The sequence below is a fragment of the Thalassovita mediterranea genome, assembly GCF_001458435.1.
GTDB classification, from domain to species: Bacteria; Pseudomonadota; Alphaproteobacteria; order Rhodobacterales; family Rhodobacteraceae; genus Thalassobius; species Thalassobius mediterraneus.
In genome coordinates this window covers 42,569-56,944 of sequence record NZ_CYSF01000007.1, presented here as the reverse complement: position 1 = coordinate 56,944, position 14,376 = coordinate 42,569, and the positions used below count along the sequence as shown (strand labels likewise).

Genomic DNA, 14,376 nt, shown 5'->3' with positions numbered 1-14,376 from the left:
TAGCGCCAAAGGTGCGTTTTTTTCAGCCTTCGACCACCAAGGTCATGCGATCCCCGACGAACCACGTATGACCATACTCGACCGTATGGCCCTGATCATCGACGCTGATCGCCTTGGTCCGCAGCAAGGGTGCACCTTCGGTTATGTTCAACTGGCTGGCCTGTGTTGCATCGGCGATCACCGCCGTGATGCGGGTCGAGGTACGGGTGTAATCCGCTACACCTTCGGCGGCCAGTGCCTCGGTTATGGATCCAAAGTTTACCAGATTTTCCGGCAGTGTTGGAAACCGCATGGCTGGAAACACCGCGCGGGCCAATGCGACGGGCACATGATCCGCCATGGAAACACCTTCATAGACATGCACGGAATCCCCTTTGACCAGGCCCAACGCCTCTGCCTCCGCCTGATCCGAGGGGCGGGTTTGTAGGTTCAGCACCTTCTTGGTCGCCATCCGCCCCGCCGCCTGCAGGCTTTGGTGAAACCGCACCCGCCGCCCGATGGGGTAATCCGTCGGCTCTGCCATCACAAACACGCCCGCGCCGCGCCGGGACTGCGTCAGCCCCTGTTCCTGCAAGGCCTGCAACGCACGGCGCACCGTATGGCGGTTCACGCTGAACCGTGCAGCCAGTTGCGATTCGGTCGGCAGTTTGTCCCCCGCGCGGTAATGGCCGGCGGCAATCTCACCACTCAATGCCGTCGAAATCGACTTCCAAATCGGGGTCTTGGCCATGTACGCGCCCTGCCTGTCACTAAGGTTTCACAAATCTAAACTTGCATGGCGCCGCAATCGGCCCCTATGATTTGTCTAGTTGTATAGAATATTAGACAAATCTGCAAGGTGTCTAGATGAGCAATAAAACCGCCCCACATGGCGACCCACAACAGGCTGCGCGCAAAGCGTGGATGAGCCTGCTGGCCAAAGCGCCAGAGGCTCAGGTGCTGGCCCTCTGGGGCGGCCGCACGGCCCCCGAGCACCAGACGCTACGCGCGCCCGAACTGGGCAGCACCATGGTGCGCGGCCGCATTGGCGCCACCGGCAATGCCTTTAATCTGGGCGAAATGACGATCACCCGTTGTTCGGTTCAGCTGACCGACGGACCGGTTGGCCACGCCTATGTGCAAGGCCGCAGCAAGGAAAAGGCGCGGATTGCAGCACTGGTGGACGCCATGATGCAGACAGGCGCTGCCGAAGCGATCCGCGCCGACATCCTGACGCCCTTGGCCGAGGCACGGGAAACCGCCAAAGCCGCCCGCGCAGCCAAGGCCGCCGCGACCAAGGTTGATTTCTTCACCATGGCGAGAGGAGAGGACTGATGCAGACACTTACTAACACCCCATCCCTCGGCGGTGGTTTTACCGAGGCGCCGCAGCAATCCGCCCGCGCCTTTCGTGCGGTGATGAACGCGATGGCCCGCCCCGGTGTGATCGAAACACTGGACATCGCCGCCCCACCCGCGCCCCTGTCTGTGGCCGCTGGCACGCTGGCGCTGACCCTCTTGGATCACAACACGCCTGTCTATCTGGCAGGGAAATGGGACTGCGCAGCGGTACGTGACTGGCTGACCTTCCACACCAGCGCGCCATTTAGCAGCGCGGAGGAGGCTGATTTTGCCTTTGGTGACTGGGACGCGCTGCACCCTATCAGCGCCTACCGCATTGGCACGTCGGAATACCCCGACCGCAGCGCCACGCTGGTGGTGGAAATGCCCGCACTGTCCAACACCGGCGCCACGCTGACCGGCCCCGGCATCAAGGACAGCGCGCAACTGTCCCTGCCTGACGTCGCAGCCGCGCGCGCCAACGCGGCGCTGTTCCCGCTGGGCTATGACCTATTCCTGTGCGCAGGCGACCAACTGGCCGCCCTGCCCCGTTCCACCAAGGTGAGGACTGCCTGATGTATGTAGCTGTTAAAGGCGGCGAAAAGGCCATTGATGCCGCCCACGCCTGGCTGGCCGAGGAACGCCGCGGCGACACCGCGATCGCCGAACTGTCGGTCGCGCAGATCCGCGAACAACTGGCGCTGTCGGTCAACCGCGTGATGGCCGAAGGGTCGCTTTATGATCCTAATCTGGCCGCGCTGGCGATCAAACAGGCCCGTGGTGATCTGATCGAAGCGGTGTTCCTGATCCGCGCCTATCGCACCACGCTGCCGCGTTTTGGCGCCACCCTGCCGGTGGAAACCGCCGATATGACCTGTGACCGCCGCGTCAGCGCCACCTTCAAGGATGCGCCGGGCGGTCAGGTTCTGGGCCCGACGTTTGACTACACCCACCGTCTGCTGGATTTCAAACTGGCCGCTGACGGTGAGGTGGCAGAGGCCCCGACACGCGGCGCCCCGGAAGAGGCAACACCGCATATCACCACGTTCCTGAAGCAAGAGGGCGTGATCCAAACAGAGGTCGACAGCGGCGACACCCCCCGCGACCTGACCCGCGAACCGCTGGAACTGCCCGCAGATCGCGCGTTGCGTCTGCAGGCACTGACCCGTGGGGATGAGGGCTTCGTTCTAGGCATGGCCTATTCCACCCAACGCGGCTACGCGCGCAACCACGCCTTTGTCGGTGAATTGCGCATCGGCACCGTAGATGTGGAAATGGAGATCCCTGAACTGGGCTTCGCCATCGAGGTGGGCGAGGTTGAGCTGACCGAATGTGAAACCGTGAACCAATTCACCGGCTCGAAAACCGAACCGCCACAGTTCACCCGTGGCTACGGTCTGGTCTTTGGCCAGTCAGAGCGCAAGTCGATCTCGATGGCGCTGGTGGATCGTGCCCTGCGTTGGGAAGAGCTGGGCGAGGACAACATGGGCGCCCCGGCGCAGGACGCTGAATTTGTCCTCTATCATGCGGACAACATTCAGGCGACGGGCTTCCTCGAACATATCAAACTGCCGCATTACGTCGATTTCCAATCCGAACTGGAACTGGTGCGCAAACTGCGCGCAGAGGCCGAAGAGCGAAACGGCGCAAACATCGCCCCGCAACAGGAGGCGGCGGAATGAGCTTGGACGCAACCCCCACTGTCGTTGTCTTCGACATCAGCAAGGTGCTGGTCGACTGGCAGCCGGAACTGGCCTGGGCCGATCATTTTGACGATGTGACCGACATCCACGCCTTTATGGAGCGCGTCGATTTTTACGACCGCAATCTGCGCGGCGACAACGGCGAAACCTTCGTCGATATGGCGCAAGAACTTGACGATCCCGCCGACCAGAAGCGGCTGGCGGACTATGTGCCGAACTATGCCAAAACCGTGCAAAACGCGGTGCCCGGCACGTGGGAGATCTTGGACGATCTGAAATCACGTGGCGTGCCCGTACATGCGATCACCAACTGGTCGGCAGAGACATGGCCTGAGGGTCTGAAAGCCCACCCAAGACTGGCAGAGGTGTTTGGCACCCTCGTCGTCTCTGGCCGTGAGGGCGTGATCAAACCCGACCGCCGCATCTTCGACATTCTATGTGAGCGCGCAAATGTGGCGCCCGAAGACTGCGTTTTCATTGATGACAGCCCCAAAAACGTCGACGGCGCACGCGCGGCGGGTTGGGATGCCATCCACTTCACCGGGGCGGATGCCCTGCGCACGGCACTGGAACAAAGGGGCCTGCTATGAGCGACTATAACTTCGCCTATCTTGACGAACAGACCAAGCGGATGATCCGCCGCGCCATTCTGAAGGGGCTGGCTGTGCCGGGCTATCAGGTGCCATTCGCCAGCCGCGAAATGCCGATGCCTTATGGCTGGGGCACGGGTGGCGTGCAGGTTTCAGCCGCGGTTCTGTGCCCAGAGGACACGATGAAGGTCATCGACCAGGGCGCCGACGACACCACCAACGCCGTATCCATCCGCAAGTTTTTTGAAAAAACGGCAGAGGTGGCCACCACCGAAGCGACGGATGAGGCCGACGTCATCCAGACCCGCCACCGCATTCCCGAACAGGATCTGCGCGAGGATCAAATCCTTGTCTATCAGGTGCCAATCCCCGAACCGCTGCGGTTTCTGGAACCCAGCGAGGTTGAGACGCGCAAAATGCACGCGCTAGAGGAATACGGGCTGATGCACGTCAAACTCTACGAAGACATCGCGCGCAACGGCGCCATCGCCACATCCTACGCCTATCCGGTGAAGGTAGAAGGGCGCTATGTCATGGATCCCTCGCCCATCCCGAAATTCGACAACCCCAAGCTGGAAATGGCCGCTGTGCAACTGTTCGGCGCGGGCCGTGAACAGCGCATCTATGCCCTGCCGCCCTACACGCAGGTCGTCAGTCTGGATTTTGAGGATCACCCGTTTGATCCGTCCAAGGCCGATCACCCCTGCGGACTGTGTGGCAGCGAAGACAGCTATCTGGATGAGGTCATCATGGATGACAGCGGCAGCCGGATGTTTGTCTGTTCCGACACCGATTACTGCCAGTCGCGCCGCGCGGCCGGCCATGTGGGCCACCAAGGTGTGCCATTTGAAGAGGTTTCAGCATGACCCCGCTTTTGCAAGTGCGTGACATCGCAAAATTCTACGGCGGCCGTGTGGGCTGCACCAATGTGTCCTTTGACCTCTACCCCGGTGAGGTGCTGGGCATTGTGGGCGAATCCGGGTCGGGTAAATCCACCCTGCTGAACTGTCTGGCCGGCCATCTGGCGCCTGATCAGGGTGAGGTTTTGTTTGACACCCGCGCGGATGGTCAACGTGATACTGTGACCATGTCGGAACCGGAACGGCGGATGCTGGGGCGGACCGACTGGGCCTTTGTCCACCAGCACGCCCGCGACGGGCTGCGCATGGGCGTCAGTGCCGGTGGTAACGTCGGCGAACGGCTGATGGCGGTGGGTGCGCGGAACTATGGCGACATCCGCACACAGGCGCTTGATTGGCTGGAACGGGTCGAAATTGCGGGCGACCGCATTGATGACCGCCCCAGCGCCTTTTCCGGCGGCATGCAGCAGCGGTTGCAAATCGCCCGCAATCTGGTCACTGGCCCGCGTCTGGTCTTTATGGATGAACCCACTGGCGGTTTGGATGTGTCGGTTCAGGCGCGCCTCCTCGACCTCTTGCGCGGTCTGGTGCGTGACATGGGGCTCAGCGCCATCATCGTCACCCATGATCTGGCGGTGGTGCGCCTGCTGGCGGATCGTCTGATGGTGATGAAATCGGGACATGTGGTGGAACAGGGCCTGACCGATCAGGTTCTGGATGATCCGCAACATGGCTATACGCAGCTGCTGGTCAGCTCGGTCCTGCAGGTTTGATAGGGGACACACGATGATTGAGATTCGAAACCTTGAGAAGAGCTTTATCCTGCACAATCAGGGCGCGGCGGTGATCCCTGTGATGGCAGGCGCGCATCTGGATGTTGCGGCGGGCGAATGCGTGGCCCTGACCGGCGCGTCGGGCGCGGGCAAGTCCACCCTGATGCGGATGATCTACGGCAACTATCTGGCCAATGGCGGGTCGATCAAAGTGGGCGATGTGGATGTCGCCCGGGCTGAACCGCGTGAAATCCTGACCCTACGACGTGAGGTTCTGGGCTATGTCAGCCAGTTCCTGCGCGTGGTGCCACGGGTGCCGACCCTAACGGTGGTGGCAGAGCCGCTACTGGCGCTGGGCACCCCGGTGGACGAGGCAGAGGCGCGGGCCAAGGATCTGCTAGCGCAGCTCAATATCCCCGAACGTCTGTGGTCGCTGTCACCCACCACGTTTTCCGGTGGCGAACAACAGCGGGTTAACATCGCCCGTGGCTTTGCCCATCGCTATCCGGCGCTGTTGTTGGATGAACCGACGGCGTCGCTGGATGCCAAAAACCGTGAGGTGGTGCTGTCGCTGATCGAGGATGCCAAAGCAGGCGGCGCTGCCATCATCGGGATTTTCCATGATGAGGCCGCGCGCGATCGTGTCTGTGATCGGGTGGTGGATGTGACGGGATTTACCCCCGTGCGTGCCGCATGACCCGTGCGGGACCACAGGGGCGTTTCATCGCCGTGGTCGGCCCGTCAGGCGTCGGCAAGGACAGCGTGATGGACGCCTATTGCGCCGCCCATCCGACCGTATTGCGCACGCGGCGGGTGATCACCCGTTCGGCAGAGGCGGTGGGCGAAGACTCTGATGCTGTGTCCGTGGCCGAATTTCAGGCGATGGCAGCGGCGGGGGAGTTTGCCCTGCATTGGCAGGCACATGGATTGCACTATGGCATTCCCACAGGCGTGGATGCAGCACTGGCAGAGGGGCGTGATGTGATGGCGAACCTGTCACGATCTGTGCTGCCAATGCTGGCCGAACGATTCGAACGCTCCGCGATCCTGCTGATCACCGCACCGGAGGAGGTGCTGGCCGCCCGTCTGGCCGCCCGTGGCCGTGAAACCGTGGAAGAACAGGCGCGACGTTTGAAACGGGCGCAGTTCCAGATCGCCGAGGGGCTGAACCCGATTGAGATTTGCAATGACGGCCCGCTGTCGCAGACCATCGCGCAGGTCGACGCCGCGCTTCAGCCGGAAAGGGCGTAGCGGTGGATCAGATGGAACATGCCTGCCTCATCCTCCCCCACAAGGCAGAGGTCACGAATGACAAAGGGGCGCGGCAGGATCGAGGCCAGCAATGGCTCCATACGCTGCCGTATGGTTTCAACCTGCGCCTTGGGCACCTTGCCGGTCAAGGTCAGGTGAAAGCGGAACTCCTCCATCACATAGGGGTAGCCCCACTGCGCCAGCAATTCCTCTTGCCGCTCACTCAGGCGGGACTGGCGACGCTTGGCCAATTCGGCCGCATTGAGCGGCGCGCGGAACGGGTCCAGCGCGGCAACCGTGGCGCCCGCCAGATCGCCCAACGCGCTTGCATCACCTTCGACGGTCAGCGCCAAAAACCGGCCCAGCGGGGTCAGCTGCAACCCGTCCAAAACCACCGGCGCACGGGTGGCGCAGAAGGCCTGCGTCGCCTCCATCAACCCCGCGACCGTCATGCCCTCGGCCAGACGAAACGGCGGTTTCACCGTGCCATGCAGTCCGTATTTGCGCGGCACATCGGTCAGGGCGGCCACATCCAGCCCCTCAACAACCGGATGATCCACAGCCGCCCCAGCGGCCAGATCCCAGCCCAGCCAACTGGCCCCGAAATCAGCCAAGTCGCCCGCTTCGGGGGCGTAGTAGATGGCATAGCGTTTAAATGCGCTTGCGGATTGGGTCACGGGCTGGCCTCACCTTCTCTTCTCATCGACAATAGCGGCCCAGATGCCGCGCAAAGGTAACGCGACCATGACAAAAGAGCAGATCTTCGCCAATGCCAATATCGTTCTACCGGATCAGGTGATCCACGGTGCTGTCACCGTACGCGACGGCGTGATCACCGCGATCGACAGCGGCACATCGGTGCCCACAGGGGCCGAAGATTTCGAAGGCGACCTGTTGTGCCCCGGTCTGGTGGAACTGCACACCGACAATCTGGAACGTCACATTCAGCCCCGCCCCAAGGTGGACTGGCCCCATGCCGCCGCCCTTGTGGCGCATGATGCGGAGCTGGCCAGCACGGGAATCACCACCGTGTTTGACGCCATGCGCGTCGGATCCACCCCCACCGGCAAGAGCCGTTATGGCGCCTATGCCCGTTCGTTGGCAACCGAGCTATTGGACATGCGCAGCGCCGGTGCGTTGAAAATCAGCCACTACCTGCACCTGCGGGCAGAGGTCTGTTCTGAAACGCTGGAAGAGGAAATGGCCGCCTTTGGGCCAGAGGACCGCGTAGGCATCGTCAGCCTGATGGATCACACCCCTGGTCAGCGTCAGTTCCGCGACATCAGCAAGCTGAAAACCTACGTGATGGGCAAGAACAACCTGAACGAAGAAGAGTTCGCCGATCACGTCGCCAACCTGCAGGACATGCGCGCCCGCAACGGCGACCGCCATGAGGTGGTCGCAGTGGCAGAGGCAAAACGATACGGTGCCGTATTGGCCAGCCATGATGACACCACCCGTGGGCATGTGGAAACATCGGCCCATCACGGCATTCATCTGGCGGAATTCCCGACGACTGTAGAGGCTGCGCAGGCCTGCCGCGATCACGGGATTGCGGTGATGATGGGGGCACCAAACCTGATCCGTGGCGGATCGCATTCGGGCAATGTCGCTGCGGGTGAATTGGCAGAGCTGGACCTGTTGGACATCGTGTCCTCAGACTATGTGCCGGCGGCGTTGTTGGCAGCGGGTCTGCTCCTGGGCGATATGTGGGGCAACACAGCGCGGGGGATCAAAACGATCACGCAAACGCCAGCACGGGCCAGCGGGCTGATGGATCGCGGTGACATCGCCATCGGGCAACGTGCGGACATGATCCGCGTCAAACGCATCGCCAACGCACCGGTTCTGCGCGGAACATGGGTACAGGGCAACCGCGTCGCCTGATCGGGCGCGGGAATGAATGTCAGGGGCGGTTTGCGGTGCTGAGGCGTCGCGGCCGTACTTGCCCATTGAGGGTAAAGCGCATAGCGTCGCGCCAGTTTTGCACCGGAACGCGCTATGGCCACGCCCCCCGAAAATTTGCCTGATGATGTGCCAGAAAGCTTGGTGAGCTATCTGACCCCGCTGAACTTGCTGCCGCGCAATGCTGTCTGGCACCGTCTACAGGGGGGACAAACGAACCGACTGTGGCACCTTTGCGGGGATGGCGCCCCGGTGGTGGTAAAGCTGTTCAGCACATCAGGCACAACGCCTTTGTTTCCCAATGATCCGGCGCAAGAGGCATTGATGCTACACCATCTGGCCCCGCAGGGTCTGGCGCCTGCGCTGCTGCATTCAGGGACATGCGCGGCGGGGGCCGTTCTGCTCTACGCCCATCAGACAGGAACCCCTTGGCAAACGGATGCCAGCCGTGCCGGTCAACTGCTGCAGCGGCTACATAACACGCCAGCCCCAGCCAATTTGCGCCAAATCCACGGTGGGTCTGCAATGGTCGAGGCGCAGGTGGCACAGATGTGGCCACAACTGGATTCTGCATTGCAGGACCAGCTGACCCGTTTGAAACCACAGACCAAAATACGCGCCAGCGATCAAATCTGCCTGCTGCATGGTGATCCGGTGCCCGGCAATATCCTGATCGGCGAAAGTGCGGCGCAAGATATGCTGATTGACTGGCAATGCCCTGCCGTCGGCGATCCGGCGGAGGATCTGGCGCTATTTCTATCCCCCGCGATGCAACAGATTTATCGCGGCACCGCGCTTAGCACGCGGGAATACGATGGTTTTCTAAATGCGTATGACGACACCAAAATTGGCGCACGTGTGATAGAAATGGCCCCTTGGCATCATTGGCGCATGGCTGCCTATTGCGGCTGGAAGGCAACAAAAGGCAGCCCAGCTTACGCAGCCGCGCTACCTCTTGAGGTCGAAGCGTTGATCAGATGCAGTAAAATGCCAAGCAACTAATCAGCGCACCGGCGACAACGCCCCCAGACAACCACAGGAACCGTCCCGCCCAACCCGTTCCGGTTGGGGTATCCTCTTCAGTGGTTTGGCGTATCAGTGCCGCCTCGACCAAACTTGGCAAGCGCGGGCCGAATCTGCCCAGAACAACTGCGGTCTTCGCCAGATCAGACAGCACAGCACGAGGCCCAATGCTGACTTTGATGTAGTCCTCGACCACCGGCTTGGCGACGTCCCAGATGTTGATTTCGGGGTGCAGCGAACGTGCGACACCTTCGACCACCACCATGGTACGCTGCAACAGGATCAGTTCGGTGCGGGTTTCCATGCCGAACCGCTCTGTCACCTCGAACAGGTAATTCAGCAAACGCCCCATGGAAATCTGGGTGGCGTCCATGCCAAAAATCGGCTCGCCCACCGCGCGCAAAGCGCGGGCAAATTCATCGACGTCCTGCGATGCGGGCACATAGCCTGCCTCAAAATGGACCTGTGCCACACGTTTGTAATCGCGGCGGATAAACCCATAGAGGATTTCGGCATAGACCCGACGGGTGTATTCGTCGATCTGGCCCATGATGCCAAAGTCATAGGCGATGATATCGCCGTTGGCGGCGACCTTCAGGTTGCCCTGGTGCATATCGGCGTGAAAGAAGCCGTCGCGCAGCGCGTGGCTAAGGAACAGCTGCAACACCCGTTCGCCAATCGCGCGGCGGTCATGGCCCGCAGCATCTAGCGCGTCATTATCGCCCAAGGGCAGGCCATCGGCCCAGTCCATCGTCATGATCTGACGACCCGACAGCCCCCAACGCACCTGCGGCAGTTGGAACCCTGCGTCTTTTTCGGTGTTGGCTTGGAACTCAGACGCCGATGCCGCCTCAAGGCGCAGGTCCAGTTCGCCCTTTACCACGCCTTCAAAATGCTCGATCACCTCGCGCGGACGCAACCGGCGCGACGCGGGCGACAGCAGCTGAATCGTGTCTGCCGCCAGATAGAACGCATCAATATCCTTCTGGAACGCGCGATCAATGCCGGGGCGCAGCACCTTCACCGCAACCTCTTCACCCGTATCGGCGCGGCGCGCACGGTGCACCTGTGCGATGGAGGCGGCGGCAACAGGATCGCTAAATTCAGAATAGACCTCTTCCAGCGGGCGCCCCAGTTCCTCTTCGACGCAGTGGCGGGCTTCCTCAATGGAAAACGGCGGCAGCTGATCCTGCAGCACGCGCAACTGCTGGGCCATTTCGGGACCAACAACGTCAGGGCGGGTCGAAAGGATCTGACCGAACTTGATATAGGCCGGACCCAGCGCGGTGATCGCGCGGGTCACAGGTGGCATGTTAGGATCACCCTTGTAGCCCAACCAACGGAAGGGCCATGCCAGCACACGGGCCGCAATACGTACAGAGCGCGGCGCATCCACAGCGTCCAATGCCTGCCCCATTGCGCCCGTACGTTCAAAGGTGGCGCCAGTGCGGATCAGGCGCCAGATATTATGTGGTCCACGCATCGCTTAGATCTTCCAGCCGGAATGCAGACAGGCAATGCCCATCGTCAGGTTGCGATACTTGGCGTTTTCAAACCCTGCCTGTTTCACCATGCCAAGGAAGGTGTCCTGATCAGGAAACTTGCGGATCGATTCGACCAGATATTGATAGCTGTCGCTATCACCGGCGATGACCTGACCCATTTTGGGAATGATGTTGAAGGAATAAAGGTCATAGACCTTCTGCATCATGTCATTGGGAATCTGGCTAAACTCCAGCACCATCAAACGCCCACCAGGTTTCAGCACGCGGTAAGCTTCGTTCAATGCCTCCTGCGGGCGGGTCACGTTCCGAATGCCGAAGCTGATGGTGTAGGTGTCAAAGGTGTTGTCCGGAAACGGCAGCGCCATCGCATCGCCCGTCACCCAATCCAGACTGTCGGCCATCTGATCGGCCTCGGCGCGTTTGCGTCCCTCAACCAGCATCGGTTCGGTCAGATCACACACGGTGGCATGACCATAGCCAGCACGTTTCAAATAGCGGAAGGAAATGTCACCGGTGCCACCGGCCACATCCAGCAACTTGGTCCCTGGACGCGGCGCAATCCAATCCATCATTGCATCCTTCCAGATGCGGTGGATGCCCATGCTCATCGCGTCGTTCATCACGTCATATTTCGACGCAACAGAGCCAAAGACCCCCTGAACCCGTCCGGCCTTTTCCGACTCGGGCACGGTTTCAAAACCAAAGTGGGTGGTGTTTTCGCTGTTCTGGGTCATAGGCCTTGCCAGTCCGTTAATCTCCCCTTTCTTATAGAGCGCTCACAGGGCGCTGCAATGCGCCTATCTGTCATTGGAGACGACGAATGCCCGAATTGCCCGAAGTTGAAACCGTGATGCGCGGCCTTGCCCCCTCGATGGAGGGTGCGGTGATCACGCGGGCACAGGTGAATCGTCCCGATTTGCGCTGGCCGTTTCCCGACCGCATGGCGGAACGGTTGGTGGGGCAGCGTGTCGAACGGTTGCGGCGACGGTCGAAATATATCCTTGCCGATCTGGCATCTGGTGAAACGCTACTGATCCATCTGGGCATGTCGGGGCGGATGCTGGTGTCTGGTGATCCTTTGGGCCAGTTTGTGCATGACCACCCAGTAGCTGAAAAACATGACCATGTCGTCCTGGACATGGACAATGGCGCGCGCATCACCTTCAATGATCCGCGCCGGTTCGGGGCGATGGACCTGCTGGACACCGCGACAGCGGAGGATAGCAAGCTCCTCAGCGTGTTGGGGCCGGAACCACTGGGCAACCAGTTTTCCGAACAGCACCTGATCAACGCCTTTCAGAACAAGAAAAGCCCGGTGAAAACCGCCCTGCTGGATCAGGGAATCATCGCTGGCCTTGGTAACATCTATGTCTGCGAAACCCTCTACCGCGCAGGGATCAGCCCCAAACTCAAAGCGGGCGCTATCGCTCAGCAGAAAGTCGCCGGTCTGGTGCCGATCATTCGCGAGGTGCTGCAAGACGCCATCGAAGCAGGCGGTTCCAGCCTCAAGGACTTTCGCAGTGCGGGCGGTGAATTAGGTTATTTTCAACACCGTTTTGATGTTTACGACCGCGAAGGCGAACCCTGCAAACGCGAGGGGTGCACAGGGACCGTACAACGTGTGGTGCAATCAGGCCGATCCAGTTTTTACTGCCCTACCTGTCAAAGATAGCTTGATCCGGGCCGCGGTATTGGCCAGTAATCAGCACTGACCGGAACAATGGAAAGCTAAATTCATGGCCTATGAGACGATCATCGTCGAAGTAGAAGACCACATCGCGCTGGTGAAACTGAATCGCCCCGATGCAATGAACGCGCTAAACGCGCAGCTGATGAGCGAACTGGCCGATGCGATGAAGTCGGCACAAACTAATGACAAGGTGCGCTGCATCGTCCTGACAGGCAACGAGAAGGCTTTTGCCGCCGGTGCCGACATCAAGATGATGAGCGAAAAAAGCTACACAGACGTCTTTACCGAGGATCTGTTTGGCGCCGAATGCGCCGAAGTGACCAACGTGCGCAAGCCCGTGATCGCAGCCGTATCCGGCTACGCGCTGGGCGGAGGCTGTGAACTGGCGATGATGTGTGACTTCATCATCTGTTCGGACACTGCCAAGTTTGGCCAACCCGAGGTGAACTTGGGTGTGATGGCCGGTATCGGTGGCACCCAGCGCCTGACCCGTGCCATTGGCAAAGCCAAGGCAATGGATATGAACCTGACCGGCCGCTTCATGGACGCCGAAGAGGCGGAACGCGCAGGCCTCGTCAGCCGTATCGTGCCCGCCAAGAAACTGATGGAAGAAGCGATGGGCGCCGCAGGCAAGATCGCTGAAAAGGGCATGGTATCCCTGATGGCCATCAAAGAGGCGGTGAACCAATCCTTTGAGATGCCGCTGGATCAAGGCCTGCTGTTTGAGCGCCGCATGTTCCATTCGCTCTTTGCGACTGAAGACCAGAAAGAAGGCATGTCCGCCTTCATCGACAAGCGTACCCCGCAATTCCGCGACAAATAAGCGGCCATCCCCCTGCGCCTAGCGTTGGGAAGCATAAAAATAAGGGAAACGGGCGGCCTAGCTGCCCGTTTTTCAGTTGCATCTCAGCGAATCTTGGCTAAAAGGGCGCCAGACATGCGCGTGAAGCCCGCTCTGGCTAGATGATTCCCGACAGAACTCTGCTGTCAGGTGGGGCACGTGCTGATTACATATAACCCCGAACCAGAGGGACCATCGAAATGGCAAACTCGCCCCAGGCAAAAAAACGCGCCCGTCAGAACGAAACCCGTTTTGCAGTAAACAAAGCACGTCGTTCGCGCATCCGCACCTTCCTGCGCAAAGTTGAAGAAGCAATCGCATCCGGCGACAAAGAAGCAGCAACCGCAGCTCTGCGCGCATGCCAGCCCGAACTGATGCGTGGCGTTTCCAAAGGTGTGTTCCACAAAAACACCGCTTCGCGCAAAATGTCCCGCCTCGCGGCACGCGTGAAAGCTCTGGGTTGATCGGCACCAGCCAACCCATTGAAAAAACGTATAAAGACGTCACCATTCGGTGGCGTCTTTTTTATTGTCAATTTTAGACAATACACCCGAATGTTGCATCCAAGAGAGTGCTCAGAGATTCTTTTTGGGAATCTCGGAGTCAAGCCCAGAAGTTCAGTTGCGACTCGTGGCGCCGAATTGATACCTTCTCCATACAGCGATTCCACATCGCCTTGGGGGGACAGGCGCCTAAGTGATTCCATTCGGTAGCGAATGGTTCCATGAGGGTTTCATGGGCTCCGCGTGATGACCGTTCTTGCAGTGAACGGCACCGTTGCGCGGCACCTTAGGCTATTGCCACGCCCGTCCTACATTAAGACGCGTCTCAAGCGCACCATTGGCATGTCAGTTGGGGGACAGGCATGCGCAGATCATGGTGCGTGGCGTGAAGTTCGGTCCAGACCTGGACGATC

The 14,376-nt window shown here is 60.3% G+C and carries 17 protein-coding genes; 13 read left to right on the top strand and 4 right to left on the bottom strand.

All coding sequences use genetic code 11. The features are described 5' to 3' along the window. Window positions 1-22 precede the first annotated feature (22 nt). Window positions 23-730: a phosphonate metabolism transcriptional regulator PhnF gene (gene phnF, locus TM5383_RS07730; protein WP_058318482.1), complete on the bottom strand. Its 708-nt coding sequence runs from the start codon at window positions 728-730 to the stop codon at window positions 23-25. A 116-nt stretch (window positions 731-846) separates the two neighbouring features. On the opposite strand from phnF, the gene phnG reads away from it, so the two are divergent. Genes phnG through phnN form a run of 8 tightly spaced genes read left to right on the top strand, consistent with a single transcriptional unit; the run spans window position 847 to window position 6,496 of the window. Then, on the top strand, window positions 847-1,314 hold the full coding sequence (gene phnG, locus TM5383_RS07725) for a phosphonate C-P lyase system protein PhnG (RefSeq protein ID WP_058318481.1): 468 nt from the start codon (window positions 847-849) through the stop codon (window positions 1,312-1,314). Further along, window positions 1,314-1,895, top strand: a complete 582-nt coding sequence (phnH, locus tag TM5383_RS07720) for a phosphonate C-P lyase system protein PhnH (RefSeq protein WP_058318480.1) — start codon at window positions 1,314-1,316, stop codon at window positions 1,893-1,895. Before phnG ends, phnH begins: the two co-directional genes overlap by 1 nt. Further along, window positions 1,895-3,001, top strand: a complete 1,107-nt coding sequence (locus TM5383_RS07715) for a carbon-phosphorus lyase complex subunit (protein ID WP_058318479.1) — start codon at window positions 1,895-1,897, stop codon at window positions 2,999-3,001. Before phnH ends, TM5383_RS07715 begins: the two co-directional genes overlap by 1 nt. Continuing rightward, complete coding sequence (locus TM5383_RS07710) at window positions 2,998-3,612, top strand: HAD family hydrolase (protein WP_058318478.1); 615 nt, start codon at window positions 2,998-3,000, stop codon at window positions 3,610-3,612. The genes TM5383_RS07715 and TM5383_RS07710 overlap by 4 nt, the downstream gene beginning before the upstream one ends. Then, window positions 3,609-4,478, top strand: a complete 870-nt coding sequence (locus TM5383_RS07705) for an alpha-D-ribose 1-methylphosphonate 5-phosphate C-P-lyase PhnJ (RefSeq protein WP_058318477.1) — start codon at window positions 3,609-3,611, stop codon at window positions 4,476-4,478. Before TM5383_RS07710 ends, TM5383_RS07705 begins: the two co-directional genes overlap by 4 nt. After that, window positions 4,475-5,245: a phosphonate C-P lyase system protein PhnK gene (phnK, locus tag TM5383_RS07700; RefSeq protein WP_058318476.1), complete on the top strand. Its 771-nt coding sequence runs from the start codon at window positions 4,475-4,477 to the stop codon at window positions 5,243-5,245. Before TM5383_RS07705 ends, phnK begins: the two co-directional genes overlap by 4 nt. A 13-nt stretch (window positions 5,246-5,258) precedes the next feature. Then, window positions 5,259-5,942: a phosphonate C-P lyase system protein PhnL gene (gene phnL / locus TM5383_RS07695; protein WP_058318475.1), complete on the top strand. Its 684-nt coding sequence runs from the start codon at window positions 5,259-5,261 to the stop codon at window positions 5,940-5,942. Beyond that, window positions 5,939-6,496, top strand: coding sequence for a phosphonate metabolism protein/1,5-bisphosphokinase (PRPP-forming) PhnN (phnN, locus tag TM5383_RS07690; RefSeq protein WP_058318474.1), 558 nt, complete (start codon window positions 5,939-5,941; stop codon window positions 6,494-6,496). The genes phnL and phnN overlap by 4 nt, the downstream gene beginning before the upstream one ends. Here phnN and TM5383_RS07685 read toward each other — a convergent pair. Next, window positions 6,478-7,173, bottom strand: a complete 696-nt coding sequence (locus tag TM5383_RS07685; RefSeq protein WP_058318473.1) for a DUF1045 domain-containing protein — start codon at window positions 7,171-7,173, stop codon at window positions 6,478-6,480. The two genes, phnN and TM5383_RS07685, sit on opposite strands and share 19 nt — an antisense overlap. Before the next feature lie 67 nt (window positions 7,174-7,240). On the opposite strand from TM5383_RS07685, the gene TM5383_RS07680 reads away from it, so the two are divergent. Both TM5383_RS07680 and TM5383_RS07675 read left to right on the top strand, forming a co-directional pair. Further along, window positions 7,241-8,383 carry an alpha-D-ribose 1-methylphosphonate 5-triphosphate diphosphatase gene (locus TM5383_RS07680; RefSeq protein ID WP_058318472.1) on the top strand — a complete coding sequence of 381 codons (1,143 nt, stop codon included), beginning with the start codon at window positions 7,241-7,243 and terminating at the stop codon, window positions 8,381-8,383. A gap of 162 nt (window positions 8,384-8,545) precedes the next feature. Beyond that, window positions 8,546-9,403 (top strand): aminoglycoside phosphotransferase family protein, encoded by an 858-nt coding sequence (locus TM5383_RS07675; RefSeq protein ID WP_197407384.1) that lies wholly within the window; start codon window positions 8,546-8,548, stop codon window positions 9,401-9,403. Here the strand turns inward: TM5383_RS07675 and ubiB are convergent. Then, window positions 9,375-10,907, bottom strand: a complete 1,533-nt coding sequence (gene ubiB / locus TM5383_RS07670; protein WP_058318470.1) for a 2-polyprenylphenol 6-hydroxylase — start codon at window positions 10,905-10,907, stop codon at window positions 9,375-9,377. The two genes, TM5383_RS07675 and ubiB, sit on opposite strands and share 29 nt — an antisense overlap. Window positions 10,908-10,910: 3 nt before the next feature. Further along, window positions 10,911-11,663, bottom strand: coding sequence for a bifunctional demethylmenaquinone methyltransferase/2-methoxy-6-polyprenyl-1,4-benzoquinol methylase UbiE (gene ubiE, locus TM5383_RS07665; RefSeq protein ID WP_058318469.1), 753 nt, complete (start codon window positions 11,661-11,663; stop codon window positions 10,911-10,913). 86 nt (window positions 11,664-11,749) lie between these two features. On the opposite strand from ubiE, the gene mutM reads away from it, so the two are divergent. From mutM to rpsT, 3 genes are all read left to right on the top strand, one after another. Continuing rightward, window positions 11,750-12,601 carry a bifunctional DNA-formamidopyrimidine glycosylase/DNA-(apurinic or apyrimidinic site) lyase gene (gene mutM / locus TM5383_RS07660; protein WP_058318468.1) on the top strand — a complete coding sequence of 284 codons (852 nt, stop codon included), beginning with the start codon at window positions 11,750-11,752 and terminating at the stop codon, window positions 12,599-12,601. 64 nt (window positions 12,602-12,665) lie between these two features. Continuing rightward, on the top strand, window positions 12,666-13,442 hold the full coding sequence (locus TM5383_RS07655) for an enoyl-CoA hydratase (protein WP_058318467.1): 777 nt from the start codon (window positions 12,666-12,668) through the stop codon (window positions 13,440-13,442). A 218-nt stretch (window positions 13,443-13,660) separates the two neighbouring features. Beyond that, entirely contained in the window at window positions 13,661-13,924 is a 264-nt protein-coding gene (gene rpsT, locus TM5383_RS07650) for a 30S ribosomal protein S20 (protein WP_058318466.1), read from the top strand. Window positions 13,925-14,376: the final 452 nt, after the last annotated feature.